Here is a 26,719-nt window from a genome sequence, read left to right on the forward strand (position 1 = left end):
AGTCACACACATGAACCACTCCGAGTGGCCGGGGTTCTCTACACGCTGTCTTCACGCGGGACAGGAGCCAGACCCGGCGACAGGGGCGCGCGCCCCACCCATCTATCAAACGACTTCGTACGTCTTCGAGGACGCCGCCACGGCTGCTTCTCGGTTCGCCCTCGAAGCCGACGGTAACATCTATTCGCGGTTTTCAAACCCGACAACGGCGATGCTCGAAGCCCGTCTCACCGCCCTCGAAGGTGGGAGCGCGGCGCTCGCCACCGCCGCGGGCATGGCCGCGCTCGACGCCGCGACCACGACGCTCGCCCGTCCCGGCGACAACATCGTCTCTGCGGCGTCCATCTACGGCGGCACGCACTCGTACTTCTCGAACACCGCTGGAAACCGTGGAATTGAGCCACGCTTCGTTCCGACGCTTGATTACGACGCCTACGCCGAGGCCATCGACGAGGACACCGCCTACGTCCACGTCGAGAGCATCTCGAATCCGGCGCTCGTCACCCCTGATTTAGAACGCATCGCAGCGATTGCCCACGACAACGATGCGCCGCTGTTCGTGGACAACACGTTCGCGACGCCGTATCTGTGCAATCCCTTTGAACACGGCGCAGACCTCATCTGGCACTCGACCACCAAATGGCTCCACGGGTCGGGAACCACCGTTGGCGGCGCGCTCATCACTGGCGGCGACTTCGACTGGGGCGACTACCCCGAAGTCGGCCAGCCAAATCCGGCGTTTCACGGGACGAACTTCACCGAGCGGTTTGGTGACCGCGCGCTCGTCGAAGCCGCCCGCCACCGCGCCGTGCGGACGACCGGAAGCGGCCAGTCGCCGTTCAATGCATGGCTCACGTTGCAGGGCATCGAGACGCTCCCGCTCCGGATGGAGCGCCACTGCGAGAACGCACAAGCAGTGGCCGAATTCTTAGAAGACCATCCGGCCATCGACTGGGTCGCCTACCCTGGCCTCGAAAGCCACGAAACCCACGACAACGCCTCGAAGTACTTAGACGGTGGCTACGGCGGCATGATTGCCTTCGGACCGAAAGGCGGCTACGACGCCGCGAAACGGCTGTGTGAGGAGACGCAACTGGCGAGCTTCCTCGCAAACGTCGGCGACTCGAAAACGCTCATCATCCATCCGGCGAGTACGACTCACGCTCAACTCACAGAGCAAGAACAACTCGAAAGCGGGGTCAGCCCCGACCTCGTTCGGTTTTCGGTGGGTATCGAAGATGTGGATGATATCATTACAGACCTTTCGGAGGCCCTGCCATGAGCGACGACGGCGTCGCGCAACTGGGCGAGTTCGAGTTCGAGTGCGGCGAGTCCATCCCGAATCTGGAGATTGCCTACGAAACCTACGGCGACTTTACGGGCGACAACGCGGTGCTCGTCTGTCACGCGCTCACGGGCAGTGCCCACGTCTCCGGGCTTCGCCGCGCGAGCCACGGCGGGCAGGCGACGGCGTGGTGGGACGACATCGTCGGGCCGGGGAAGGCCATCGACACGACCGAGTACTTCGTCGTCTGTGCGAACGTGCCGGGGTCGTGCTACGGGTCGAGCGGCCCGTCGAGCGAGGGGCCGGACGGCGAACCGTGGGGAACCGACTTCCCGCCTGTGACCGTCGGCGACTGGACGCGCGCCCAGCGCGACTTGCTCGACCACCTCGGGGTGCCGAACCTCCACGCCGTCGTCGGCGGGAGCGTCGGCGGCATGAACGCCCTCGACTGGGCAAAACAGCACCCAGACCACGTCGACCGCATCGTCGCGGTGGCGACCGCCGCTCGCCTCGACCCGCAGTGTCTCGCCCTCGATGCGATTGCACGCCGAGCGATTACGACCGACGCGAACTGGAACGGCGGCGAGTATTATGGCGGTGACCTGCCGAAACACGGCCTCGCGCTCGCCCGCCAAATCGGTCACACGATGTATCTCTCAAAAGATTCGATGGACCGGAAGTTCGGTCGGCGGTCTGCGGGCAGAGACGCCGCTCGCGATGCGTTTCCGGTTGACCCCGCGGCCGGTTTCTTCCCGTACCGTGACGTGGAATCCTACCTCGATTATCAGGCAGAAAAGTTCGTCGAGCGCTTCGACGCCAACAGCTACCTCTACCTGACGCGAGCGATGGACAACTACGACCTGTCTGCGGGGTTCGAATCCGACGCCGACGCGCTCGCGGCGTTCACCGGCGAGGCGCTCGTCCTCTCGTTTACCGGCGACTGGCACTTTACGACCGAGCAGGCAGAGACCCTCGCCGTGGCGTTCAGAAACGGCGACACACCGACGGCTCATCACAAGATTACGTCAGACCACGGCCACGACGCGTTTCTCGTGGAACCTGAAAAAGTCGGCCCGCCGCTCGCAGATTTCCTCGAAGTTGGCGTCTCCGGCAAGGCCGTGACCGACACGGTGTCGAGCAACTCTGACCGCCAGTTCGCGCCGGTTCACACGAGCCTGTTCGGGAAGTGATTACTCGGCGCGCACGATGAGTGCGAGGCCGACGACCACCGCGAGCACGTAGGCGGGTTGTGCGCTTGCGAACTCGACGAGGTGCGTCAGCGTCAGCCCCATCGTCGCCGACGCTGTTCCTTCGACTGCCGCAGACAATGACCGATAGGCGACCCGCCCGCCTGCGAGCACCGCGATGAGCCCTGCTGTTTTGAGTGGATAGTCACTCACCACGCCCACAAACCGCCGCGAAATCGCCCGAAGCATATCCATTCTCATTCGCCGGACGACTCCTAAACGTTCGCACTCCCGTCACGTGTCATAGCCTTGGGCAATTATTGCAAAGCATAGTGCGTACTTTTATATTACCTGTGGAAATAATACTGGCACGAACAATGTCAGACGAGCATACTCCACGCTTCGCCACTCGGAGCCTGCACGCAGGCCAGGAACCGGACCCGGCGACTGGCGCACGCGCACCACCGATTCACCAGACGACCTCCTACGTGTTCGACGACGCAGACCACGCCGCCCGCCTCTTCGCGTTAGAAGAGGAGGGCCACATCTACTCACGGCTCATGAACCCGACCGTGTCGATGCTCCAAGAGCGCCTCGCCTCGCTCGAAGGCGGCGTTGGCGCGCTCGCGACCGCCTCGGGAATGGCCGCGTTCGACCTCGCAAACTTCGTCCTCACCGAGCAGGGCAAGAACGTCGTCTCCTCGTCGGCCATCTACGGCGGCACGCACACCTACCTCAGCCACTCAGCGCCGCGTCGTGGCGTCAACACGACGTTCGTCGATCCGCTCGACTACGACGGCTACGCCGAGGCCATCGACGAGGACACCGCCTACGTCCACGTCGAGACAATTGGCAATCCCGCGCTCGTCACGCCGGACTTCGAGCGCCTTGCCGATATCGCCCACGACAACGACGTCCCACTGCTCGTGGACAACACGTTCGCGACGCCGTATCTGTGCAATCCCTTTGAGCACGGCGCAGACCTCATCTGGCACTCGACCACGAAGTGGATTACCGGTGCGGGCACGACGATTGGCGGCGCGCTCATCGACTCCGGTAACTTCCCGTGGGAGGATGGCGACTACCCCGAAATCACCGAAGACAACCCGGCCTACCACGGCGTGAACTTCCGCGAGCGCTTTGGCGAAGCCGCGTTCACCGTCACCGCACTCGCCCGCGGGCTTCGTGACCTCGGCAACCCACAGTCGCCGTTCGACGCGTGGAACGTCCTCCAGAAGTTGGAGACGCTGCCACTCAGAATGGAACGTCACTGCGAGAACGCGCTCATCGTCGCCGAGTTCTTAGAAGACCACCCAGACGTATCGTGGGTCACCTACCCCGGCTTAGAAAGCCACGAAACCCACGACAACGCCACGAAATACCTGAACGGTGGCTACGGCGGCATGCTCACCTTCGGCTTAGATGGCGGCTACGACACGGCGAAAAAGATGACCGAATCGACCGAACTTGCGAGTCTGCTCGCAAACGTCGGCGACGCGAAGACGCTCATCATTCACCCCGCAAGCACGACCCACCAGCAGCTCACCGACGAAGAAAAAGAATCGAGCGGTGTCCGGCCTGACCTCGTCCGGCTTTCTGTCGGCCTCGAAGACCCAGCCGACATCCTCGCGGACTTAGACCAAGCAATCGACGCGGCCTCGAACTAGAGGACGCCGTCTTCTGCGAGCACTTTTTGCAGCCGGTCCATCCGCGCGACGACGATTTGACAGTGTGGGCGAACGGCGGGCTTTGGCAGGTAGCCAATCGACAGCCCCGCGACCTTGAGCATCGGGAGGTCGTTCGCGCCGTCGCCAACGGCCACGGTGTCCCGGAGGTCGATGCCGAGTTTTTCTGTCAGGTCGGAGAGCGCCGTGTCTTTCGTGCCTTCGATGAGCGGCCCCTCAACTTCGCCGGTGAGCGCGCCGTCTGCGACGAGCAGGCGGTTTGCGACGATGGTATCCACCGAGACGCCTTCGCGGGCGAGCGCCGCCTCGACGCCGCGTTCGAAGCCACCCGTCAAGATAGCGACGTGGACGCCCGCCTCGCGCAGCTCGCGGATGAGGTCAGCCGCGCCGGGTCGCAGGCGCACCTTGTCGAAGGCGTTCTGTGCCTCTTCGTCTGCGAGTCCGGAGAGCAGGTCTGCCCGCGAGCGCAGGCTCTCTGCGTAGCTGAGTTCGTTGTTCATCGCCCGTTCGGTGATGTCTTCCATCTCTGCTGCGACGCCACAGCGCTCACCGAGCAGGACGGTCATCTCCGAATCCGAGAGGGTGCCGTCAAAGTCGAACGCGACAAGTTCCATACGAAATCGCCCGGGTGACGAGACTTGAGCATTGTGTCTTCGGCAGACCTCGCCCATCGCCGAAGGCGTGTGCTACCGCGGCGAGAACGCGGCATTTTCCGCGAATGAAGAAAGCGTTAACCTTCGCGCCCTGTTCTCCCGACACATGAACGTACTCGTCACGGATCCTATTGCTGAGGCCGGGCTTCAGCAACTCCGTGAAGCGGGCCACGACGTAGAGACGGCGTACGATGTCGAGGGTGACGCGCTCCTCGAAGCAGTGTCTGCTATCCACGCGCTTATCGTCCGGTCAGGGACGGACGTCTCTGCAGACGTGTTCGAAGCCGCAGACAACCTCATCATCGTTGGCCGGGCCGGGATTGGCGTTGACAACATCGACATCGACGCCGCGACCGACCACGGCGTCATCGTCGCAAACGCCCCCGAGGGCAACGTCCGCGCCGCTGCAGAACACACCGTCGCGATGGCGTTCGCCGCCGCCCGCAACATCCCACAGGCCCACATCCGCCTCAAGGCAGGCGAGTGGGCGAAAGGCGACTACCTCGGCACCGAAGTCAACGGCAAGACGCTTGGCATCCTCGGCCTTGGCCGCGTCGGCCAAGAGGTCGCAAAGCGCCTCGGCGCGCTCGGTATGGACCTCGTCGCCTACGACCCGTACATCTCAGAAGAGCGCGCCGCCCAGATTGGCGCAGAGCTCGTGGACTTAGACGACTGTCTCTCGCAGGCTGATTTCCTCACCATCCACACGCCGCTCACCCCCGAGACGGCGAACCTGATTGGCGAAGCAGAACTCGCCCAACTCGAAGGCGGCTACGTCGTCAACTGTGCCCGCGGTGGCATCGTGGACGAAGCCGCCCTCGCCGCCGCCTGCGAAGACGGCGTGCTCAAAGGCGCGGCCATCGACGTGTTCGCAGACGAGCCAATCTCGCCCGACAACCCGCTGCTCTCGGTCGATAGCGTCGTCGTAACGCCCCACCTCGGGGCGAGCACGGAAGCCGCCCAAGAGAGCGTTTCGACGAGTATCGCAGACCAGATTATCGCCGCGTTCGCAGAGGAGCCGGTCATGAACGCGCTCAACGCGCCGTCGATGGACGAGAGCGCCTTCCCACGGGTCAAGCCGTACATCGAACTCGCAGACACCGCGGGCAAGGTCGCCGCCCAACTCTACGGCGACCGCATCGGCAAGGTCGAAATCACCTACGCGGGCGACATCGCCGCAGAGGACATCGACCTCGTCACCGCGAGCGCGCTCAAGGGCGTGTTCGAGCCGCTCGAATGGCAGGTCAATGCCGTGAACGCGCCGCGCATCGCAGAGGAGCGCGGCATCGACGTGATTGAATCGAAGTCCCACCAATCAGAGGACTTCCAGAGCCTCATCACCGTCACCGTCGGGAACACGGAAGGCGATGAACTCAGCGTCTCCGGCACCCTGTTTGCGGGCAACGACCCGCGCATCGTCCGCATCGACGGCTACCGCGTGGACGCCATCCCGCACGGCCAGATGCTCGTCGCCCGCAACTACGACGCACCCGGCGTCATCGGGTTCATCGGGACGGTCCTCGGCAACGCAGAAATCAACATCGCGGGGATGTTCAACGCCCGCGAGACCATCGGCGGGGAAGCACTCTCGGTGTACAATCTGGACGACAAACTCTCGCCAGAAGACAAGGAAACCATCGAGAACGACGAGCGCATCATCGAGATTCGCACGATTACGCTCGACGACTAAGAAAAAGACGAGGACGCTGGTTTTCACCCTCCGGGAGTCTGGTGGGAGATGGACCGTTATCGGGTCAGGAACGACTGCACGCGATTTTTCGCCCCCTGATCTGTCTGGGAGTCCGAGTCGTGATTTTCTGGGTGCCTCGTGCGTGCTTCGAGAATCTGTTCGTACTGGTCTACGATGGCCTCAGTGCGCTGTTCTGCTGCCTTGAGTTCTGCTTCGAGACTTGCGATGTGGCCTTTGAGCGCGGCAATTCTCGTCTGATACAGTGCGCGTTGGCTGGATGAGAGGTCGCCATCCACCCCACGCGGATTGTCGAGCCGACTTCGTTGGGACATGAGTCAGGGGAGTTAGACTATGACACACACCCACATGAAGTTCAGTCAGACGAGTGTGAGACGAGAGGCACACGTCTGTCTCACACACCCGCGCAGTCGTTCGATTTAGCTCTGTAGGTGGTCGAGAACGCCTTCGGTGGTTCCGGGGACTGGTTCCGGGTCACGGCCCGCGGCCGCCGCAGCGTCCGGGTCTTTGAGCAGGTGACCCGTCGTGAGACACACGACGCGCTCGTCGGCCGAAACGACGCCCTGTGCGCGGAGTTTGCGCAGGCCCGCCACAGAGGCGGCGCTCGCGGGTTCGACGCCCACGCCTTCTTCGGCGAGCAACCGCTGGGCGTCGGTAATCTCCTCGTCTGAGACGGCGATGGCGGTGCCGCCCGTCGCGCGAATGCCGGGCAGGGCTTTCGGTGCGTTCACCGGATTGCCGATACGGATGGCCGTTGCCTTCGTCTCCACCGAATCCCAGCGCGTGACTTCGTCCGCGCCGTTTTCGATGGCTTCGACCATCGGTGCTGCGCCTTCTGCCTGCACGCCGGTCAGTTTCGGCACCTCATCTTCGGCCAACTCGCCGGATGCGACGAGTTCGCGGAACGCCTTGTAGAGCGCCGCCGTGTTCCCGGCGTTCCCCACAGGAAGGACGATTCGGTCGGGGAACTCTCCGGTCTCGTCGCGGACGGATTCGAGAATCTCCAGACCAATCGTCTTCTGGCCTTCGAGGCGGAACGGATTGAGCGAGTTGAGCAGATACGCCTCGCCGCGGGCTGCGAGGTCGGAGACGATGTCGAGGCAGGTGTCGAAGTTGCCGTCCACTTCGAGGATGCGCGCGCCGTGGAGACTGGCTTGGGCAACCTTCCCGGCGGCGACTTTCCCAGCAGGGAGCAAGACGAGCGTTTCAAGCCCTGAGCGGGTGCCGTAGGCGGCGAGTGCTGCAGACGTGTTCCCGGTGCTCGCACACGCCAGGCGGTCGACGCCGAGGACGCGGGCGACCTGCACGCCAACGGTCATGCCGCGGTCTTTGAAACTGCCCGTCGGATTCATGCCTTCGTGCTTGACGCGCAGATACTCGACGCCGACTTCGTCCTCGATTTCAGGGACTGGGTAGAGCGGCGTGTTCCCCTCCTGTAAGGTAACGCCCATCTCGACGGGCATGGTCGAACGGTAGCGCCAGACGCCGCTTCCGGAGAAATCGTCGAAGGTCGGGTAGGAGTCGTAGCGCGCTTCGAGCAAGCCATCGCACGCAGGGCAGGTGTAGAGGATGTCGTCGAACGGTGCGTGGGCTTCGCCACACTCGATACACGCGAGCCAAACGCCGTCGTCTGCGACCTCTGGAACCTCGGGGTCTGGTTCCAACTGGAGATTCGTCATTGTCCGCGCCAAAGCACTGGGGGTGCAAAAAGGAGGCGGTTGGTGGAAAAATACACGGTGTCGTCCAGCAACAGAAATTGTTAACACTCCGATACTATTGTGTCATTCATATGGCGTCTCCACTCGAAAATCCAGCCCTCCGGTATGGAATTGGTCTCAGTAGTGCTGCGGTTATCGCAATTGTCGCGTTTCTCTATCTCCACGGGACGGTGCAGTTGGTCGCGTACGGGATGGCGGCCTTCGAAGCCGTCGCCGTCCCACAAATTCTGAAACTGAGCGCGACCCAGTAAGTGCTGAACTGCGCTACGCCTGCGTCTCCTCACCGAACTCGTCGATGCGGTTGTGGACGTAGGCAGCCCACTCATCGAGCGTCTCGTGCATGAGTTCGCGGGCTTCGGGCAGGTTGGTTGCCGTGTACTGATAGACGTGGCCACCGCCGTCTAACAGGCGGCGTTCGCGCATTGCAAGCCCCTTGTCGAGCAGTGTGGCGAGCGAGCGGTTCACGTTGCTCCGGTCGCGCTCCATTTTGTCTGCCAGTTCGGCGACGGTGCTGCCGGGGTTTTCGAGCAACATGAGATAGGTGCGACTCTCGTGGGTCTGGATGCCGAAGACGCACGTCATCACGCCCTCGAAGCCCGGCTCGCCGCCGACCATCAAATCACGAAATCGCTGGGGGTCTGGATCGGCTGATACCATGCCTTCGATATGTCTGGGCCGTGAATAAATCCCGGCGTTACCGGCGGCTTACCCCGACTCGTCGGCGTCGTCGCGAGTGTAGCCGTTTTTCAGGATGCAGGTTCGCATCTCGGCTTCGGTCGTGTGCTTGTGCAGTCGCGTCGGCGTATCGCAGTAGTACGTCTCGCCGTCAAAGCGCAGCGTCACCTGCTTTTGCGTGCCAAAGAGCGAGGTGTTCACGACGATGCGTTGACCGTCGTGGAGTGCCGCAACAAGTTCGTCTGTACTCAGTTCGCCCGCGTCGACGACGACTGGTGATGGCATTGACGAACCCACGCGCCGGGAGCCTATCAGTCACTCGGCGTCCGCGAGGAACGTGAGCAACGCTTTCTGGGCGTGCATCCGATTTTCTGCCTGTTGCCAGACAATCGACCGGTCAGATTCCATCACTGCGTCGGTAATCTCTTCGCCGCGATGGGCAGGTAAACAGTGCATGACGAGCGTGTCGTCGTCGAGGAACGTCTCGTTGAGCTGGAAGCCGTCGAACGCTTCGATTTTCATCGCCCGCTGGCTCTCTTGACCCATGCTCACCCAGACGTCGGTGTACACCACGTCTGCGCCCGCAACAGCCTCGTCGGGGTCGGTCGTGGCTTCGGGAGCTTGTCCGAGTCCGGCGGCGGTTTCGATGACTGCCTCTGCAATCTCGTAGCCCTCCGGCGTCGCCACGGTCACGTCGAGGCCGACCATCGCCGCGCCGAGAACGAACGACTGGGCGACGTTGTTGCCGTCACCGACCCACGCCACGGACACGTCGTCGAATCCGTCGAACCGCTCTTTGATGGTGAGCAAGTCAGCGAGCGTCTGGCACGGGTGGGCGTCGTCGGTCAGCCCGTTTACGACCGGCACGTCTGCGTACTCAGCCAGTTCTACGAGGTCTGCGTGTTCGAACACGCGCGCCATGAGGAAGTCGACGTAGCGCGACACCGCCCGCGAGGTGTCTTTCAGCGGTTCGCCGCGGCTCAACTGGATGTCGTCGGGGCCGAGGAAGATGGCGTGGCCGCCGAGTTGAGTCATGCCCGTCTCGAAGGAGATGCGGGTTCGCGTACTCGGCTTTTCGAACAGCATTCCGAGCGTCTGGTTCGGGAGGCGCTCGTGGGCTTCACCGGCTTCGACGGCGGCTTTCAGGTCGGCCGCGGTGTCGAGGACGGTGTCCAGTTCGGCAGTCGAGAGGTCGTCGATGTCGAGGAAGTGACGGGTCATGCTTTGAGTTTTTTACAGACAGCTTCGAGCACCGACACCGCGCGGTCGTACTCCGCGAGCGGCAGGTGTTCGTTCGGTGCGTGGTCTAAGTCCGAGTCGCCGGGGCCGTAGGTCACCATCGGGCAGTCCCACTCCCCGGCGAAGATGTTCATGTCGCTCGTGCCAGTTTTCCGGAGCAGCCGAGGCGTCCCATCTTCGGCACGAATCGCCACGCGAAACGCCCGCGCGACGGCGGTGCGCGGACTCATCATCACGGGCGGGATGTGGCGACGCCACGTTATCGTGCCCGTGTGCAGGTGGGACTCCGCAATCTCACGAATGTCGTCTGCGGTGAGACTTGGCGGGATGCGAAACTGGATGGTCGCGGTGGCTTCGACGGCGAGGCCGTCTTCTGACGTCCCGCCGTGGAAATCGGTCGGCTTCGCGGTCACCTGCTCGAAGACGGGCGTGTCTTCCGGCACCGAGAAGTCCTCTGCGACCGCGCTCCACCACGCGATGGCGTCCTGCAGCGCGTTGTTCTCGGGCCGCGAGGTGTGCCCGGACTCGCTCGTGGCGATGTACGTGCCGGGGAGGAAGCCGCGGTAGCCGAGTGTGATGCCGTTCCAGCCGCTCGGTTCGCCGTTGATGACGGTGTCAGGAACCGTTTCGCGGGTTTCGACGAGATGGCGCGCGCCGAGTGAATCGGTCTCCTCGCGCACCACGCCGACGAAGCTCACGCCGGTCGAGACGGCCGCGGCGGCCATCGACGCGAGCGGCCCCGTCGCGTCAACGCTGCCCCGGCCCCAGAGCGCGTCGCCCGAGCCGTCTTCTGCGGGGGCGATTTCCACGGGAATCTCGCCGGGGACGGTGTCGATGTGTGAGGTGAGCAGCACGCTGTCGTCCGCCGGTGCACGCACGTTGCCGACCTCGTCTATCCACACCTCGCGGTCGTGTTCCTCGAAGTAGGCGGCGAGCCGTTCTGCGGCAGCAGCTTCGTCGCCGCTCACCGAGGGAATCGAGACGAGGTCTGAAAGAAGGGTCTGTGCGTCGGTCATTGCAGTATCTCTGCGAGGGCGTCAACGACCGCGTCTGCGTGTTCCTCCTCGATGACGAGCGGCGGGAGGAAGCGCACGACGGTCCGCCCTGCAGGCAGTGCAAGAATCTGGTGGTCGAGTGCGAGGTCGCGGAGCATCCGATTTGCGCCGCGTTTGACCTCGACGCCAATCATCAGGCCCTCGCCGCGGATGTCGCGGACGTTGTCGCCGACTTTTTTCGCTAACTCGCTCGTGAGATACTCGCCCATTTCGGCTGCGTGGGCGGGAATCTCTTCGTCCACGAGCGTCGAGAGCGTGGAGTTTGCCGCTGCGCAGATGACCGGGCCGCCGCTGAACGTCGAGCCGTGTGGCCCGGCGTCTGCGGCGATCCAGTCTGCAACGAGTGTCGCGCCGACCGGCAGGCCGTTTGCGAGGCCCTTTGCGCTCGTGAGGATGTCGGGGGTGACGCCCGACTGCTCGCACGCCCAGAGCGTGCCCGTCCGGCCGAGGCCGGTTTGAATCTCGTCGAAGACGAGCGCCGCACCGGCTTCGTCGGTGAATTCGCGAGCGGCTTGCAGGTAGCCCTCGGAGGCGGGATTGATGCCGCCTTCACCCTGAATCGGTTCGAGAAGTACGGCGGCCGTCTCGTCGTCTACGGCCTCTGCCAAAGCCTCTTCGTCGCCGTAGGGGACGAACTCCACGTCGCCCATGAGCGGTTCGAAGGGGGTTTTGTACTTCTTTTTCCACGTCGCAGACAGCGCGCCTGCGGTGCGGCCGTGGAACCCGCGGGTGGTCGCGACGATTTTGGTGTTGTCGGTCGCGCTCCGGGCGAACTTGATGGCCGCTTCGTTTGCTTCCGTGCCCGAGTTGCAGAGCCAGACGTTCTCTATGTCGCCCGGTGCGAGGTCTGCGAGTCGCTCGTACAGCTCGTCGCGGGCGGAAACGGGGTACGATGCCTGCACGTAGGTCAGCGTCTCGGCTTGGTGCTGGACGGCTTCGGTGACCGCCGGGTGGCAGTGGCCAAGTGGGGTGCAGGCGTAGCTTGCGCCAAAGTCGAGGTAGTCGGTGCCGCCCTCGTCGGTGAGGGTGACGCCGCTTCCTGAATCGATACGAATCGGTTTTTCTGAAAAGACAAAGCCGCTCATGACTGGAGTGCGCCGGGGGTGATGTGGGTACCGCCGCCCTTGACGGCCGCGGTGAGTGGTGCCTCTGCGTTCGCGTCTGCGACGACGACTTCGCTCGCGCCGCCCGAGAGCGCCTCAGTCGCGGCCATGACCTTCTTCGTCATGAACCCTTCTGCGGCGTCTTCGATGACGGCGAACTCTTCTGGCGTCGTCGCCTGCGAGATGAGTGTCGATGCGTCGTCCGGGTCTTCGAGGATGCCCGGCACGTCCGTGAGGACGACGAGCGTCGCGCCGAGCGCGCCCGCAATCGCGGCCGCCGCCCGGTCTGCGTCTGCGTTGACGGGAACCCCGTCGTCTGCGAGCATCGGAACCGTCGCAACGGGCGTGTATCCGCCTGCGAGCAAGGTTTCGAGCAAGTCTGCGTTGACCGCGGTAATCTTCCCGGAGTGGTCGCCGCGGCGAATCTTCTTCTTGCCGTCTTCGAGCACGCGTACGGCCGATTTCCGCGGGCCGGTGAGGAGTTTACCGTCCACACCGGAGAGGCCGACCGCGTTCACGCCTGCGTTCTGCAGGAGCGTCGTGAGGTCGGTGTTCAGCAGGCCGGGCATGACCATCTTGAACACTTCAATCGACGTCTCGTCGGTAAACCGTCCGACGACGCCGCCGGGGGTTTCGACGTATTCGGGTTCCTCGCCAAGGCGCTCTAAGGTGTCGTCGACGGCGGTCGAACCCCCGTGAACGACGACGACCTGCTCGCCCTGCTTGACGAGGGCTGCGATGTCCGCGACTGCGCCCTCGGGGTTGACCGCGCGAGCGCCGCCGATTTTGACTACCACTGTCATCTCAGGGAGCCCCCACAGGGTGCAGGCCGAGGAAGTCGAGCCCTGCGGTTTCCTCTAAGCCGAGCGCGATGTTGGCCGCGTGAATCGCCTGTCCGGCCGAACCTTTCATCATGTTGTCGATGGCCGAGAACACGACGAGCCGCTTGTTGCGTGGGTCGAGTTCGAAGCCGACTTCGGCGAAGTTCGTCCCGGCGACGGCCTTCGGTTCGGGGTAGCGATAGACGCCACCGCCGCCAGCGGCCATGCGAACGAACGGTTCGTCCTCGTAGCTGCCGCGATACGCCTTCCAGAGGTCGCCCTTCGTGACGCGCTCGTTCGGGAAGACGTGGCAGGTGGCCGATGCGCCGCGAATCATGTCCACGGCGTGGACGGTAAAGGAGACGCGAAGGCCGAGTTCCTGTTCGATTTCCGCCTCGTGGCGGTGGGTGATGGGCGCGTAGGGGCGGACGATGCCCGAGCGCTCTGCGTGCGAGGAGGCTTTCCCCCCGCTCGCGCCACCCTCTGAGGAACCGACTTTCACGTCAACGACGACCTGCTCATCGCCGCCGAGGATGCCGGCTTGGAAGAGCGGGTACAGCCCCATAATCGTCGCCGTGGCGTTACAGCCACCCGCGGCGATGAGGTCTGCGCCGGGGAGGTCCTCGCGGTGGAGTTCCGGCAGTGCGTAGACGGACTTTTCGAGCAGTTCGGGGCGCTCGTGGCCGTCGTACCACTGGTCGTACTGATCTGCGGTCTGGAGGCGGAAGTCCGCGCTCAGGTCGACCACCGTATCCGCGGCCTCCTGAAAGCCGTCGATGTGTTGCATCGAGACGCCGTGGGGCGTCGCGGCAAACAGGATGTCAACGCTCGCTAGGTCGTCAGGTGCAGAAAACCGGAGGTCGGTGCCCCGAAGATTCGGGTGGACAGACCCCACGGACTTGTTCGCGTATTGGCGGCTCGTTGCCTGGGCCACCTCGAAATCGGGATGGCCGGTCAGCAGGCGCAGGAGTTCGCCGCCGGTAAAGCCGGAGCCGCCGACGACGGCGGCTGTGAGTTGGTCGCTCATCAGGCAGGAACCTCGACCTTCACTTTGGATTCGAGCCAGTCGACGACCTTCGCGGGCACGTCTACGTCCGTCGCGTCGGTGAGCGCCTTGAACTCGACGGTGTGGTTGACCTCGTGGACGGTGTAGCCATCACCGGTCTCCATGAGATCAATGCCGAGCAGACCGCCGCCGACGGCGTCGCTTGCTTTCTTGACGAGTTCTTTCGCTTCATCGTCGAGCTCGAACGATTCCGTCGTCGCGCCCTTCGCGGCGTTGGTGAGCCAGTGGTCTGAACTGCGCACCATCGCGGCGATGGGTTCGCCATCGGTTGCGAGCACGCGGATGTCGCGGCCGGGTTTGTCCACGAACTCCTGGATGTAGAACACCTTGTGCTCGTAGTGGCCAAGCGTTGCTTTGTGTTCTAAGATGGCTTCGGCTGCGTCACGCGAGTCGAGTTTGGCCATCAGGCGGCCCCACGAGCCGACGACGGGCTTGAGCACGCAGGGGTAGCCGAACTTCTCGATGGACTCCATCGCGCTCTCTTTGGTGAACGCCACGTCCGTCGCGGGCGTCGGCACGCCCGCCTGTGCGAGTGCGAGGCTGTTTTTCGCCTTGTCGGCGCACACCTCAGCGGTCTCCGGGCTGTTTACGACCGGGATGCCGTAGGCGGCGACGTACTGGGTTGCGTACTTGCTCCGGCTCGTGGCGAGACAGCGGTCTAAGACGATGTCGACGTCGTCGAAGATTTCGGGTGCTTCGGTCAGCCCGAACTGCACCTTGCGGACGTCGATTTTCGTGACCCCGTGGCCGCGCTCGCGGAGTTCTGCGAGCAGGAGTTTCTCGTCTTTGCGGATACGCGAGTAGAGGATGCCAACGTTCATGCGAGCCACCTCGTCGTGGTGTGGGAGTTCGTGACTTGCAATTTACTCCCCCCAGTCCTCTTCCAGCTCAGGGGCCTTCTCGAGGACCGGCGGGTTGACGTCCACTACTTCGAGTTCAGCGCCACAGGTTGTGCAATCTACGATTTCGCCAACTTCTAAGTCGTCGTGAAGCGCCACGTCGGCTCCACATTCGACACATTCTGCCATGGTGATTGCTCCTCCGACACGCACCCCTATAAACCCATCGAACTTGTCAGAGAAAAATAATAAACAGACTCCCGTCTAACCGCACCGAACTGGCAATTTTCTCGTGTTCTGAATTCGCATTATCAAATTACAGATGTATTATTCGTCCCTCGAAGGGACGGCGGTCGTTCACACATACTGATTCACCTCGTCGTGGAGTTTGGCGCGGGTCGTCGTGAGCTGCTCACGGTGGTATGCCACGCACTCCTGGTCTGAGTCGAGTGCTTCGGTCGCCGCCGCGAGGTGGGCCGCCACCGCCTCTGCGGCGGGGCCACCCTGCGAGTCACGGCTCTCGACACTGGCTGCAGGGTCGAGCGCTGCTTCGACGGCTTCCTGTGAAACGTAGTCAGAGAGCGGCGCGCCGAGCAGGTCCTCTGCGGCCGCCGCAATCGTCTCGTAGTCTTGGCCTTCCTCCGCCGCGGTCGCCACGACCTCGTGGGCCGTGCGGAATGGGACGCCGGACATCGCAAGCAGGTCGGCGACGCCGGTCGCCGTCGAGAAGCCAGCTCCCGCCTCCGTGGCGAGGTAGTCTTCCTGCCAGTCGGCCGTCGCCACCGCACCCGCCGCGACGTTCGTCGCTTCGACTACAGCGTCCGCGGCCGCCCACGCGTGGGGCGTCGCGTTCTGTAAGTCGCGGTTGTACGCGCGGGGCAGCCCCTTCAGCGTCGTGAGCAGGCCGTTCAGCCCCGCGCTCGCGTTGCCCGCCGTCGAACGCACGAGTTCGAGCGTGTCGGGGTTTTTCTTCTGGGGCATAATCGAGGAGGTCGAGGAGTAGTCATCAGACAGTTCGACGTACCCCTTGTTCGCGAACACGATGATGTCCTCTGCGAGCCCAGACAGCGTCGTTGCAAGCGTTGCGAGCGCGCTTACGCCTTCTACGAGGAAGTCGCGGGCCGAACTCGCGTCCATCGAGTTTTCGAGGACGCCGTCGAATCCCAGTAACTCGGCGGTGCGCTCGCGGTCGATGTCGAACGGCGTGCCCGCAAAGGCCGCCCCGCCGAGAGGTGACTGATTCACGCGTGCGTAGGCGTCCATGAGCCGCGCCGTATCCCGGCTCAGTGCCTGCTCGTAGCTGAGCAGGTAGTGGCCAATCGTCGTTGGTTGGGCGGGCTGAAGGTGAGTGAAGCCGGGCATCAGCGTTTCCGCGTGTTCCTCAGCCACTTCACAGAGCATCTCGCGCAGCGCGAGGGTCGCCGCTGCGGCGTCGAGGAGGTCTTCGCGGAACCGGTGGCGGATGCACGCCGCCACCTCGTCGTTGCGACTGCGGGCGGTGTGCATCTTGCCGCCGACAGGGCCAATCTGGCCGATGACCGCCGTCTCGATTGCGGCATGGATGTCCTCGCCGTCCGGGAGTGCCGAAAAGCCCTCCACTTCGACGACGTTGAGCGCCTGCAGAATCTGGCCTGCCTCGTCCTCGCCGATGATGCCCTGTTCTGCGAGCATCAGGACGTGGGCGCGGTCGACCTCTAAGTCGGCCGTGAAAATGCGAGTGTCTGCGTCCATCGAGGAGAGGAATCCGCGGGCAGGGCCGCCGCTGAAGCGTTCCCGGCGAACCACGTCACCGTCTGCGGACTCCTCTACCATTTCACTGGTCCTCGCCGCCGTCTGCCATCGGCGTTGGTGCTTCCTGCTTCGCGCCTTGGAGAATCGAGTTCGCCAGACGCGACTGGAAGCCGTGGTACTTTGCGACGCCCGTCGCGTCGGCCTGCGTGATGCCGTCGACCGTCTCGGTGTTGAACGAGGCGGCCGATTCCGAGTACACCGCGTACTCGCTCTCGCGGGCGACGACGCGCGCTTGGCCACCCTGGAATTTCACGGTGACCGTGCCCGTGACGCGCTCTTGGGTCGTGTTGATGAACCCTTCGAGCGCCGTGACGAGCGGGGCGTTGATGAGGCCCTCGTAGGCTTTCTCGGCCCACTGGTTGTCGATCTGCGTCTTGAACGAGCGCTCTTCTTTGGTGAGGACGAGCTGTTCTAAGCCTTCGTGGGCGTTCAGGAGCACCGTCGCGGCGGGGTGCTCGTAGTTCTCGCGCACTTTGAGCCCGAGCATGCGGTCTTCCATCAGGTCGGTGCGGCCGATGCCGAACTTGCCCGCAAACTCGTTCAGGTACTCAATGAGCGAGACGGCGTCCATCTCCTCGCCGTCTACGGCAACCGGGTAGCCGTTTTCGAACGTAATTTCGACGAGTTCGGTCTCGCCGGTCGGCGCGGTCGTCCACTCGTAGATGTCCTCAGGCGGGACGTAGGCGGGGTCTTCTAAGTCGTCGCCTTCGACCGAGCGACTCCAGAGGTTCGTGTCGATACTCCACGCGCCCTCGTTGCCGCTCTCGACGGGGAGGTTCTTCTCTGCTGCGTACTCGATTTCCCACTCGCGGGTGAGGCCGAGTTCGCGCACGGGGGCGATGACTTCTAAGTCTGATTCGCGCCAGACGGCCTCGAAGCGCAGTTGGTCGTTGCCCTTGCCCGTACAGCCGTGGGCGATGCCGGTACAGCCGACTTCTTTTGCCTTTGCGAGGATGGCTTCGGCGATGATTGGACGGGCGAGGGCGGTGCCGAGCGGGTAGCCCTGATAGTCTGCGTTCGCTTTGACGGCGTCGAGACAGAGGTTTGCGAACTCGGCTTTCGCGTCGATGACGTAGTGTTCTAAGTCGAGGGCGTCGGCGGTCTCTTCTGCCTCGTCGAACTCAGCTTCTGGCTGGCCAACGTCGACGGTGATGCCGACGACTTCGTCGTAGCCGTATTCTTCTTTGAGCAGTGGGACGCAAACGGTCGTGTCGAGCCCGCCGGAGAAGGCGAGGGCGATTTTGGTGGATTCTGTGGTCATTGGGTGTGTGCTGTGGGATGGGTTGTCGGATGTGACACTCAGAACAAGCAGTTGTACGTTCTGAGGAAGTGAGGCGAACCGGACGTTGAAGAATTGGTATTAAGGGCCTAGAGGCCCGGTCGCGGTCGCACGGAGGCGATAACGGACGCCGTGCTCACCGAGAGCGGCGAGCCAACGACGGCAGTCCGTGACATGTGTTGAAAGCATGAGAGAGAAGCATACAAAAGTGTTGCGCATTCTGGAGGCAAAATCGCCTGCCGTGCGTGAGAATGTGTATCTTAGACGAGCGTCTTCGGCCGCGTCGAGAGGTAGTCAAACACTGCGCCGAGAGTGAAACCGTAGGCGAAGTGGGCCAACAGCGTCACCACGAGGTAGAGCACGAGCGCGAGCCCGGCGTAGCCGGGGTAGAACGCGGGCGCAAAGCCAGTCCAGAGCACGAACCCAAAGGAGACGCCCTTGAGGGCGAATTTTTCGCCCGGAAGATACGACCCGAGCGAGGCGAGCAACAGCGGCCAAACCACCATCCCACCGAGCACGAAAATGACGTAGCCAACGGCCGTCGGATTCGCGGGATAGAGCGCATCGAGGCCGAGCAGTGTCGCAAACGAAGCGAACTCACTCACGTCGAACACATTGAGCGAAGCGCCAACGAGCAACCCCATCGTCATCGCCGCCGTCCCAACCAGCCCGCCAACCGCGCCGACGAAGCCATCGGTGATGACACCGGTCAAGTGGTCAAAGTCCGGGTCTGCCACGTCCTCTGACATTTCTCCTAAATATTGCGCATCGTTTTCGGCCATGGTATTAGTTACCATGACTACTGCCAAAAACGTTCCCTCTCTTGCTAGAATACATACAGTTTCAATTTCTTATATGTCTGGGTGACTTGTGCGGATAATGCGGGCATTAATCCGTCTGAAATCCGCGAATTCCCGAAATCACTAAATGTGTGAATATACATATAATAATAGATTGTGATAATGATTTGGGTGCCACTTGTCACGAGTATTTTCCTCGCGTCTGGGCTTGGGGGGCTCATTCCGGGGGGGACGCGCGCGAACGTGTTTGAACGAATCTTCGTGGTATTCCTCATCCTCGGCACGCTCGTCGGGGTTGTCGTTATCACCTACATGTTGTACAATGCGTACAAGTACCGCGACCGACCCGCCCTCGCAGAGTCGGACGCGAAAGACCGCCCACGTCTCGGCGAGATTCCGACCGGCGGTGGTGGCGGGCGAAAACTGTTTGTCTCGTTTTTCTTGAGCTCGATTATCGTGCTCTCGCTTATCACCTGGACCTACGGAACGTTGCTGTTCGTCGAAGCCGGAGACGTCCCCCAAGAAGACGAGTTTGTCGTCAAAGTCACCGGCTTCCAGTTCGGCTGGAAGTTTGAGTACCCGAACGGGCACACAACGTCGGGTGAGCTGCGCATTCCAGAGGGCCAGCGCATCCGCCTTCTCGGCACCTCTGAGGACGTGTTTCACGCCTTTGGCATCCCTGGGTTGCGGGTGAAAATGGACACCATCCCCGGCCAAGAGACCTCAACGTGGGTGCTGGCGGATGAACCGGGGTCGTACCAAGCGCAGTGTTACGAACTCTGCGGGGTGGGCCACTCCTACATGACGGCTGACATCATCGTCATGGAGAACGCTGACTTCGAGGCGTGGTACGCGAACACGACGGCGACAGCGAACGAAACGGCGACGGCAAATCAAACGGTGGCAGCATGACAACCAACGACCGAGGACCAGTGGATGGAGAGCAGGGAAGCGACCATATCGATGAGGCTCTTCCGACACCGGGTGCAGAAGACGAGTTAGTCCCCGTCGAAGGCGGGCTGCCGCCTGCGGCCTCGGTCAAACGCTGGCTCGTCACGACGAACCACAAGGACATCGGCATCCTCTACACCGTGACGGCGCTGTTCTTCCTCATCTTCGGCGGTGTCCTCGCCTTGCTCATCCGCGCCCAACTCTGGATGCCGGGCGAGAGCATTCTCTCTGCGACGGCCTACAACCAGACCGTCTCGCTCCACGGGCTCATCATGGTGTTCTGGTTCCTCTCGCCGCTCGCGTTCGGGTTTGCGAACTACGTCGTCCCACTCCAACTCGGCGCGAAAGACCTCGCATTCCCGCGGCTCAACTCGCTTTCCTACTGGCTCTATCTGTCTTCTGGCCTCTTGCTCGGTGTTTCCTTCTTCCAAGAGGGGACGTTCTCGGGCGGGTGGACGATGTACGCGCCGCTCAACGTGCCCGTGTTCACCCCGGAAGTGGGCGCGAGCACGGCGATTCTCGCGCTCATGTTGTTCGTCGCTTCGGTCACCGTTTCGTCGGTGAACTTCCTCACGACGATGCATCGCATGCGCGCGAAGGGCCTCACGCTCCGGCGGATGCCGCTGTTCTCGTGGACCATCCTGCTCACCGTCTGGATGATGCTGTTCGCGTTCGCCGCGTTGCTCGCCGCGCTGTTGATTCTCCTCTCAGACCGCCTGCTCGGGACCACCTACTTCCTGCCCGACAATCCCGGCGGCTCCATCCTCTGGGCGCACCTGTTCTGGTTCTTCGGCCACCCCGAGGTGTACATCGTCTTCTTCCCCGCCCTTGGAGTGATGGCAGAAACGTTCCAGACGTTCACCGGCCGCCGCCTCGTCGGGCGACGCTGGTTCATCGCCTCGATGGTGCTCGTGGCGATTCAGAGCTTCATGGTGTGGATGCACCACATGTTCCTCACCTCGATTAACCTCAACATCAAGACGCTGTTCATGGCGACTACCATCGGCATCTCGCTGCCCTTCGACCTGATGGTGTTCGCGCTCATCTACACCATGATAAAGGGCAGAATACGCTTTACGACGCCCTTCTTGTTCTCGTTTGGAGCACTCTTGCTGTTCATCATCGGCGGCATCACTGGGGTGTTCCTCGGCGCAGTCGTCCTTGACTACGAGTTCCGGGGCACCTACTGGGTCGTCGCCCACTTCCACTACGTGATGGTCGGCGGCGTCACCGCGCTGTTCGGTGGCCTCTACTACTGGTACCCGAAAATGAGCGGGCGGATGTACAACGAGTTCCTCGGGAAGGTGCACTTTGCGCTCTACTTCGTCGGGTTCAACCTGCTCTACTTCCCGATGTTCATCGCGTGGGAGACCCCGCGTCGGGTGTTCGAGTACAACGTCGCGCTCATTGGCTGGCACCAACTGGCCACGATTGGTGGGTTCATCCTCGGGGCGTCGTTCCTCGTGATGTTCTACAACCTCACGGTGAGCCTCTGGACGGGCGAAAAAGCAGCGGACAATCCGTGGGTGTACGCCACAACCGCAGAGTGGGCCGTCTCCTCGCCGCCGCCGCTTGATAACTTCCCCGGCACCCCGAGCTACGGGTCGGGGATGCTCACCTTCTCCGACGGCACGCCCGAAGCCACCGACGGCGGAGTTGCCGTCGAGGGGCACGACCACCACCCGAGCCACGCAAGCAGCTGGCCGTTCGTCGTCGGTGTGGGGTCGTTCTTTGCGTTCCTCGGGCTGTCAGGGTTCAGCAGAGGCGTTCTCGCGCCCGACTTCGCGGGTGGCTTCTACGTCATCGTGGGCGTGTTCGGCTTTGGTCTTGGTCTCTACGCGCTCGTCTCGATGGGGCTAGAGAAGTTCCACGGCCCGGCAGAACCGATGGGCGAGCGTTGGCCGTTTGCGAACATCGAGAACATGAAACTCGGCGTCTGGATTTTCCTTGCCTCTGACGTGGTGCTCTTTGGCGCGTTCATTGGGTCGTACGTGTTCATCCGCGTCGCCGCAGGCTGGATCGCGTGGGAGCCGGTTCCCCACGACCCTGTGCCGGGGCTGATTAACACCTACCTCCTGCTCACGAGCAGTTTCAGCATTGTGCTCGCGCTCGTCGCCGCCGAACGAAAGAACAAGCGCCTGCTCATGGCGACGCTCGCCGCGACGTTCCTCCTCGGCGTGGGCTTCCTCATCAACAAGGGAATCGAGTGGTACGAACTGTTCCACGAAGGCCTCTGGCTGTCGACGAACATCCGCACCTCGACGTTCTTCCTCACGACGGGGTTACACGCCGCCCACGTCATCGTCGGCCTCATCGTCATCGTCTATCTGTTCGCGCGCGCCTCGCGGGGGGCATACCTTGAGGACAACCGCTCTATCGAGTACTTCGGGCTGTACTGGCACTTTGTCGATATTGTCTGGTTGTTCCTCTTCCCGCTGTTCTACATCCTGTAGGTGACCATCATGACATCCACAAAACTCTACGCGGCAATCTACGTCGTCCTCTTCGTGATGGCGACGGCACAGGTGTTAATCGAATTCGCAAACCTCGCCTACTGGGTGGCGTTTGGCGTCATCATCGTCCTCTCGTTCGTGAAGGCGTTGTTCGTCGCGGGCTACTACCAGCACTTGCTCAGCGAACCGCGCTCTGTGAGCTTCGTCATGCTCATTGGCCTGCTCGCCGCGCTCGCGCTCACCCTCGCGGCGTCGTATTCGATCACATGACTTCGATGGTGCGCACACGACACCGCTTGCCCGCAGACCTGCCCTTCTGGGCGGCGTTGGTGGCGATTGAACTCCTCTCGATTCTCGCCTACCTCGGCTTTACCAACACGGACGTGAGCAGCTACCGGTATCTGGTCTATCCGTTTCTCTGGATTAACGTCGCGCTTTGGGCGGTGTTTCACACGCGACCAACGCAGGCCAGCCCTCGCATCAAAGCGGTCGCACTCATCGTCTCGCTCGGCTACCTACTCGGCCTCTCGATGCTCTCTGGACTGGTCGAACTCTCCGGGTTACAGGCCGCCCACAGCCACCTGCCGAGTGGATTGCAGGTCACGATGTCCGCACCCGGGTGGGGGCCGCGCGTGTTCTATACCGGGTCGTTTGGCCACCTTTCGTTCATTCCCTACCGGGTGATAGGCTACCTCGCGCTCAGCTACCTGCTCTACGTCACTGTCCTCGACGTGGCGGTGGCCACGGTCTCCGCGCTGTTCGGCGTTGCCTCGTGCATCGCCTGTAGCTTCCCGCTCGTTGCAACGCTTCTCGCGGGCGTGACCGGCGGCTCTACGGGACTGATAACGAGCCTCTCTGTCTACTCACTCGATATTTCAACGGCGGCGTTTCTCGTCTCGGTCTGTCTGTTATACTGGCGACCCAGTCGGTAGCTACCCGACGGTGACGAGTTTGACGATGACTGCACCGAGAAACAGCAGACCAATGCCCCAGCCGCCGATGGCGGTTGCCTGCGCGCTGGTCAGTCCACGGGCACGTGCAGAGCCGTACACCCCGGAAAAGAGAAAGCCTGCGAGCACGCTCAGCGCCACGACGACCAGCACGACGCCGACGCTCTGTTTGAGCACGGCCGGAACTTCCTCGCCGCTCACGTAGAGGATGATTCCTCCACCGAAACCGAGCGAGAGCGCGAGAAAACCCGCGACCCAACTCGCCGGATGGTGGGCGAGTCGGGTGGCCGTGCCGACAACGTCTCTATCGGGTTCGGCAAGCGTCCTGATCGGCCCATTTCGGACGAGAAATATCGCCACGGCGACCAAGAACAGCCCCATCAACAGGGGAATCAGGAGGGTGTCTGCTTGAACCATGAGTGCAACCTTCCCTAGTCATACGCCATTGTTCGTTATAATTGTATGTTGACCACTCGCCGTGAGTAGACTCTTTCCTGACATCTCCTCAGTGAATACAATTCTCTAGACAGTCGTTTGCCGGAGTATTTTTATTGAACCGTGTTAATTTGTGTCTATGTCAGACGCACTCAGTTCAATCAACATCGGGGACCTGCTCAAGCTTCTGCTGGGCCTTACCGTGGTTTGGGTCGCCCTCGAAATCGTCCTCCGGGTTCTCGACTTCGCCGTCGAGTTCATGAGCTCTATCATGGGGCTCATCATCATCGCCCTTATCGTCCTCTGGTTCCTCGACACTATCTGAGTGTACAGCCTGAACGTCCCAGTTCCTGGTGAGGTGTCGCGCCTCGCTGCGGACCTGTTTCCACAGCTTGTTGGCTTCGACCGGATTCGCGAGCGCCACACCTTGCTCGCAAAACGGCTGGGTGACGAAGAGTTTTACACGCTTGAGACACGGCTCCGACAGGCGCTCTCGGGTGCACCCGCCTTCGAAGTGCAGGTGACGGGCATCGACCAGTTCGACCAGCCAACGCGTGGCCCCGGGCCGGTCGTCTACCTCGCCGTCGAAAGCCCCGGCCTCATGGACCTCCACAACCGTCTCACGGAGACGTTCACGACTATCGACGGGCTTGAGGGTAACGACTACACCCCACACATCACCCTTGGGCGCGGCGGGACGCTTTCTGCGACCATCGAACCGATTACGTGGACGGTCTCACAGCTCGAGTTGTTCGACGCGAAACACCGCGAAGTCGCAAGCCGGATTCGCCTTCCCGCTTAGGGCGCAGGCGGTCCCTCTGGCCCCCACGCATCCTTATCGCCGTAAAAGTTGAGCATCGCAAATTTGAGCTTCTCTGGCGCGATGTCGAGCATCTCTGTTCGCTCTTCTGGCGGGAACGTCCCGCGAACGCTGTACTTGCCCATGTCGCGTCGGGCCGCCTCCGTGTATCGCTTGTCCACGAGCGCTCGCACCCCGAAATCCTCGGGCGAGCGAATCACCCGGCCAAGCGCTTGGCGCGTCTTCCTGACCGTTGGAATCTCGACGGCGTACTCCCAGCCTGCGTCCCGTCCGCGGTCGGAGAAGGCGGCGTCGTAAGCCGCTTGGACGGCTTCCATCCGGTCGTTTAGATGTGGGTACGGAACGCCGACGACCACGACGCTTCGCGCGTCGTTGCCGTCGAAGCTCACGCCTTCAGTGAGGGTTCCCCAGAGCGAGGTAAAGAGGGCCGCGTGGTCGTGATTCGAAAATTCCTGCCTAATGTCTTCGACCGACTGGCCGGGTTCGTCGCGGTAGAGTTTCGCGTCCACCGTCCCCGACACCAGCTCGAAGTAGCGTTCTGCCTCGGCGTAACTCGGGAAGAAGGCGAGCGTGTTGCCCGGCGTCATTCGAATTGCGTCTCTGAGTACGTCCGCAATCTCGGCTTGCGTCTCGGGGTTGCCCCGTTCGCTCGAAAACAGCGCCGGGGTTTCGACGGCGAAGGTGCGGCGATTTTCTTCGGGGAATTGGAGGCCGTAAGCCATCGTTGCCGGGTCTTCGAGCCCAATCACGTCCTCGAACACGTCGAACGGGCGCAGCGTCGCGCTCATCAGGATGCTCGCGTGGACTTCATCGAATAGGTCACGGGTGACCTGTTGGGGGATGCAGGTGTACAGTTCAGCGCGGGCGTACACCTCGTTTGTCTGCTCGTTGCGTCGCACCGAGACCACAGGATACTGGCCGCCCTTCCCGCCTTCGGCCATCCAGAGCGCGATGAAGCGGGCGGCCTGCAGGGTTTGACACTCCTGTCTGGTCGTGGTCTCGCCGTTCTTGTAGGCGTCTTCGTACTCCTGGTCTAAGGCCGCCCCGAGCGCTTGGGCCTGCTCTAAATCGGCGTTGATGCCCTGTCCCGAGTAGGTCTGGAGAAACGCGAGCGTGAGGTCATCGCGGCGGTCGTCGTTGGCAATCGGGAGGTCTTTCCAGTTCTCTTTGACCCGCTTTTTCTCGCCGTAGCTGAGCGTGTCGTCGAGCACCTGTGAGAGCGCCCGGCGGAACGCCCCAATCACGTTCTTCGCCGGTTGTCTACGCGGGTCGTCGGTGTCTTCGAGTTCGTCGAGCGACTGGTCTACCGTGTTCTCGGTGAGCGTTTTCGAGGCGTGTTTGCGCGCGGCGTCTTCGACGTTGTGGGCCTCGTCGAACGCGACGATGATGTCCTCGGGGTCGCGGTCTAACCACCGGAAGAACTGCTCGCGTATCATCGGGTCAAGGAGGTGGTGGTAGTTACAGACGACGAGGTCGACGCCCTCCATCCCTTCTTTCAAGAGTTCGTAGCCACAGAGGTGGCGCTGTTCTGCGTACTCGTACACGTCGTCCGGGGTGCGTACGTCCGCGAACAGCCACGAGAAGAACTCGCTCGTGTCCGCGGTCAGGTTGTTGTAGTAGTGTTCACAGACGTTCGATTTGAGGTCAGAGAGGTCGTCACCGAGCGTTTCGAGTTCGCTCATGACGGTGCTTCTCGCCTCCGCCGCGCCGTCTTCGCCTGCCTGACTCGCTTCGAGCAACTCCTGTTCGCGCTGTTCTAACTGTTCGCGGTCTTGCTCGGTGTCGACGTACTCGCGGGTGGTATCCCGAAGCACCTGACACTCCTCGTAGCCCACGTCGATGTGGCACATCGATTTTTTGCCCTTGAACACGACGGTGCGAATCGGCTCTTTGCGCGTAATCGCCCGGGCTTCGGCGATGAACTGACGCATCTGCTGGTGGACGTTCGTCGTGATGACGACGGTTTTGCCCGTTTCGCGGGCGTATTCGAGGGCGGGGACGAGCGCAGAGAGGGTCTTGCCAGTCCCGCAGGCCCCTTCGAAGAGGACGTCCTGCTCGCGGGCGAGTGAGTTGTAGATGCGGTCCATCGCCTCGCGCTGGTTGTCGTACGGCGCGTCGTAGGGGAAGAATCGCAGGTACCCTTCGTCTGCCACGTTGGACGAGGGTTCGCCGTATTCGCTTAAAATACTTCGCCGACCGGAACGAA

At 62.4% G+C, this 26,719-nt stretch carries 29 protein-coding genes; 11 read left to right on the forward strand and 18 right to left on the reverse strand.

What is annotated here, in order from left to right:
- The first annotated feature begins 10 nt into the window (after positions 1–10).
- Both V5N47_RS07510 and metX read left to right on the forward strand, forming a co-directional pair.
- On the forward strand, positions 11–1,282 hold the full coding sequence (locus V5N47_RS07510) for an O-acetylhomoserine aminocarboxypropyltransferase/cysteine synthase family protein (protein ID WP_338730259.1): 1,272 nt from the start codon (positions 11–13) through the stop codon (positions 1,280–1,282).
- Positions 1,279–2,475 (forward strand): homoserine O-acetyltransferase, encoded by a 1,197-nt coding sequence (gene metX, locus V5N47_RS07515; RefSeq protein ID WP_338730260.1) that lies wholly within the window; start codon positions 1,279–1,281, stop codon positions 2,473–2,475. Before V5N47_RS07510 ends, metX begins: the two co-directional genes overlap by 4 nt.
- Here metX and V5N47_RS07520 read toward each other — a convergent pair whose 3' ends face one another.
- Complete coding sequence (locus V5N47_RS07520) at positions 2,476–2,721, reverse strand: hypothetical protein (protein WP_338730261.1); 246 nt, start codon at positions 2,719–2,721, stop codon at positions 2,476–2,478.
- Positions 2,722–2,849: 128 nt separating this feature from the next.
- On the opposite strand from V5N47_RS07520, the gene V5N47_RS07525 reads away from it, so the two are divergent.
- Complete coding sequence (locus tag V5N47_RS07525; protein ID WP_338730262.1) at positions 2,850–4,139, forward strand: O-acetylhomoserine aminocarboxypropyltransferase/cysteine synthase family protein; 1,290 nt, start codon at positions 2,850–2,852, stop codon at positions 4,137–4,139.
- On the opposite strand, the gene serB is transcribed toward V5N47_RS07525, so the two are convergent.
- The gene (gene serB / locus V5N47_RS07530; protein ID WP_338730263.1) at positions 4,136–4,771 is read right to left on the reverse strand and encodes a phosphoserine phosphatase SerB; all 636 of its coding nucleotides are present in this window, start codon (positions 4,769–4,771) and stop codon (positions 4,136–4,138) included. The two genes, V5N47_RS07525 and serB, sit on opposite strands and share 4 nt — an antisense overlap.
- Before the next feature lie 145 nt (positions 4,772–4,916).
- On the opposite strand from serB, the gene serA reads away from it, so the two are divergent.
- The gene (gene serA, locus V5N47_RS07535; protein ID WP_338730264.1) at positions 4,917–6,500 is read left to right on the forward strand and encodes a phosphoglycerate dehydrogenase; all 1,584 of its coding nucleotides are present in this window, start codon (positions 4,917–4,919) and stop codon (positions 6,498–6,500) included.
- Between the two features lie 56 nt (positions 6,501–6,556).
- On the opposite strand, the gene V5N47_RS07540 is transcribed toward serA, so the two are convergent.
- Complete coding sequence (locus tag V5N47_RS07540) at positions 6,557–6,832, reverse strand: hypothetical protein (protein WP_338730265.1); 276 nt, start codon at positions 6,830–6,832, stop codon at positions 6,557–6,559.
- Between the two features lie 105 nt (positions 6,833–6,937).
- On the reverse strand, positions 6,938–8,197 hold the full coding sequence (gene thrC, locus V5N47_RS07545; protein ID WP_338730266.1) for a threonine synthase: 1,260 nt from the start codon (positions 8,195–8,197) through the stop codon (positions 6,938–6,940).
- A 110-nt stretch (positions 8,198–8,307) separates the two neighbouring features.
- Here thrC and V5N47_RS07550 point away from each other — a divergent pair, with 110 nt between their 5' ends.
- Positions 8,308–8,487: a hypothetical protein gene (locus tag V5N47_RS07550; RefSeq protein ID WP_338730267.1), complete on the forward strand. Its 180-nt coding sequence runs from the start codon at positions 8,308–8,310 to the stop codon at positions 8,485–8,487.
- A 13-nt stretch (positions 8,488–8,500) separates the two neighbouring features.
- Here V5N47_RS07550 and V5N47_RS07555 read toward each other — a convergent pair whose 3' ends face one another.
- The 12 genes from V5N47_RS07555 to V5N47_RS07610 form a co-directional block, all read right to left on the reverse strand.
- Positions 8,501–8,893, reverse strand: a complete 393-nt coding sequence (locus tag V5N47_RS07555; protein ID WP_338730268.1) for a helix-turn-helix domain-containing protein — start codon at positions 8,891–8,893, stop codon at positions 8,501–8,503.
- A 48-nt stretch (positions 8,894–8,941) separates the two neighbouring features.
- On the reverse strand, positions 8,942–9,196 hold the full coding sequence (locus V5N47_RS07560) for a hypothetical protein (RefSeq protein ID WP_338730269.1): 255 nt from the start codon (positions 9,194–9,196) through the stop codon (positions 8,942–8,944).
- A 30-nt stretch (positions 9,197–9,226) separates the two neighbouring features.
- Positions 9,227–10,132, reverse strand: coding sequence for an ornithine carbamoyltransferase (gene argF, locus V5N47_RS07565; RefSeq protein ID WP_338730270.1), 906 nt, complete (start codon positions 10,130–10,132; stop codon positions 9,227–9,229).
- On the reverse strand, positions 10,129–11,166 hold the full coding sequence (locus V5N47_RS07570) for a [LysW]-lysine hydrolase (protein WP_338730271.1): 1,038 nt from the start codon (positions 11,164–11,166) through the stop codon (positions 10,129–10,131). The genes argF and V5N47_RS07570 overlap by 4 nt, the downstream gene beginning before the upstream one ends.
- Complete coding sequence (locus V5N47_RS07575; protein WP_338730272.1) at positions 11,163–12,290, reverse strand: aspartate aminotransferase family protein; 1,128 nt, start codon at positions 12,288–12,290, stop codon at positions 11,163–11,165. The genes V5N47_RS07570 and V5N47_RS07575 overlap by 4 nt, the downstream gene beginning before the upstream one ends.
- Positions 12,287–13,111: an acetylglutamate/acetylaminoadipate kinase gene (locus V5N47_RS07580; RefSeq protein ID WP_338730273.1), complete on the reverse strand. Its 825-nt coding sequence runs from the start codon at positions 13,109–13,111 to the stop codon at positions 12,287–12,289. Before V5N47_RS07580 ends, V5N47_RS07575 begins: the two co-directional genes overlap by 4 nt.
- 1 nt (position 13,112) lies before the next feature.
- A complete protein-coding gene (gene argC, locus V5N47_RS07585) occupies positions 13,113–14,156 on the reverse strand; it encodes an N-acetyl-gamma-glutamyl-phosphate reductase (protein WP_338730274.1) in 1,044 nt (347 codons plus the stop codon).
- Positions 14,156–15,016 (reverse strand): lysine biosynthesis protein LysX, encoded by an 861-nt coding sequence (gene lysX / locus V5N47_RS07590; protein WP_338730275.1) that lies wholly within the window; start codon positions 15,014–15,016, stop codon positions 14,156–14,158. The genes argC and lysX overlap by 1 nt, the downstream gene beginning before the upstream one ends.
- Positions 15,017–15,058: 42 nt before the next feature.
- Positions 15,059–15,223 (reverse strand): lysine biosynthesis protein LysW, encoded by a 165-nt coding sequence (gene lysW / locus V5N47_RS07595; RefSeq protein WP_276245928.1) that lies wholly within the window; start codon positions 15,221–15,223, stop codon positions 15,059–15,061.
- 168 nt (positions 15,224–15,391) lie between these two features.
- Positions 15,392–16,846, reverse strand: coding sequence for an argininosuccinate lyase (gene argH, locus V5N47_RS07600; protein WP_338730276.1), 1,455 nt, complete (start codon positions 16,844–16,846; stop codon positions 15,392–15,394).
- 1 nt (position 16,847) lies between these two features.
- Entirely contained in the window at positions 16,848–18,086 is a 1,239-nt protein-coding gene (locus tag V5N47_RS07605) for an argininosuccinate synthase (RefSeq protein WP_338730277.1), read from the reverse strand.
- A 278-nt stretch (positions 18,087–18,364) separates the two neighbouring features.
- Positions 18,365–18,886, reverse strand: coding sequence for a DUF6789 family protein (locus V5N47_RS07610; protein WP_338730278.1), 522 nt, complete (start codon positions 18,884–18,886; stop codon positions 18,365–18,367).
- A 180-nt stretch (positions 18,887–19,066) separates the two neighbouring features.
- Between V5N47_RS07610 and coxB the strand changes: the two genes are divergently transcribed.
- Genes coxB through V5N47_RS07630 form a run of 4 tightly spaced genes read left to right on the forward strand, consistent with a single transcriptional unit; the run spans position 19,067 to position 23,240 of the window.
- A complete protein-coding gene (gene coxB / locus V5N47_RS07615) occupies positions 19,067–19,816 on the forward strand; it encodes a cytochrome c oxidase subunit II (protein WP_338730279.1) in 750 nt (249 codons plus the stop codon).
- Entirely contained in the window at positions 19,813–22,308 is a 2,496-nt protein-coding gene (locus V5N47_RS07620; RefSeq protein WP_338730280.1) for a cbb3-type cytochrome c oxidase subunit I, read from the forward strand. Before coxB ends, V5N47_RS07620 begins: the two co-directional genes overlap by 4 nt.
- A 9-nt stretch (positions 22,309–22,317) precedes the next feature.
- A complete protein-coding gene (locus V5N47_RS07625) occupies positions 22,318–22,578 on the forward strand; it encodes a cytochrome C oxidase subunit IV family protein (protein ID WP_338730282.1) in 261 nt (86 codons plus the stop codon).
- Positions 22,575–23,240: a hypothetical protein gene (locus tag V5N47_RS07630; RefSeq protein ID WP_338726623.1), complete on the forward strand. Its 666-nt coding sequence runs from the start codon at positions 22,575–22,577 to the stop codon at positions 23,238–23,240. The genes V5N47_RS07625 and V5N47_RS07630 overlap by 4 nt, the downstream gene beginning before the upstream one ends.
- On the opposite strand, the gene V5N47_RS07635 is transcribed toward V5N47_RS07630, so the two are convergent.
- On the reverse strand, positions 23,241–23,675 hold the full coding sequence (locus V5N47_RS07635; protein ID WP_338726625.1) for a hypothetical protein: 435 nt from the start codon (positions 23,673–23,675) through the stop codon (positions 23,241–23,243).
- Positions 23,676–23,832: 157 nt separating this feature from the next.
- Here V5N47_RS07635 and V5N47_RS07640 point away from each other — a divergent pair, with 157 nt between their 5' ends.
- The gene (locus V5N47_RS07640) at positions 23,833–24,018 is read left to right on the forward strand and encodes a hypothetical protein (protein WP_338726627.1); all 186 of its coding nucleotides are present in this window, start codon (positions 23,833–23,835) and stop codon (positions 24,016–24,018) included.
- Entirely contained in the window at positions 24,019–24,495 is a 477-nt protein-coding gene (locus tag V5N47_RS07645) for a 2'-5' RNA ligase family protein (RefSeq protein WP_338726628.1), read from the forward strand.
- Here the strand turns inward: V5N47_RS07645 and V5N47_RS07650 are convergent.
- Positions 24,492–26,666 carry an ATP-dependent DNA helicase gene (locus V5N47_RS07650; RefSeq protein ID WP_338726629.1) on the reverse strand — a complete coding sequence of 725 codons (2,175 nt, stop codon included), beginning with the start codon at positions 26,664–26,666 and terminating at the stop codon, positions 24,492–24,494. The two genes, V5N47_RS07645 and V5N47_RS07650, sit on opposite strands and share 4 nt — an antisense overlap.
- Positions 26,667–26,719: the final 53 nt, after the last annotated feature.

Source organism: Haladaptatus sp. DJG-WS-42, assembly GCF_037198285.1.
GTDB lineage: Archaea > Halobacteriota > Halobacteria > Halobacteriales > Halococcaceae > QDMS2.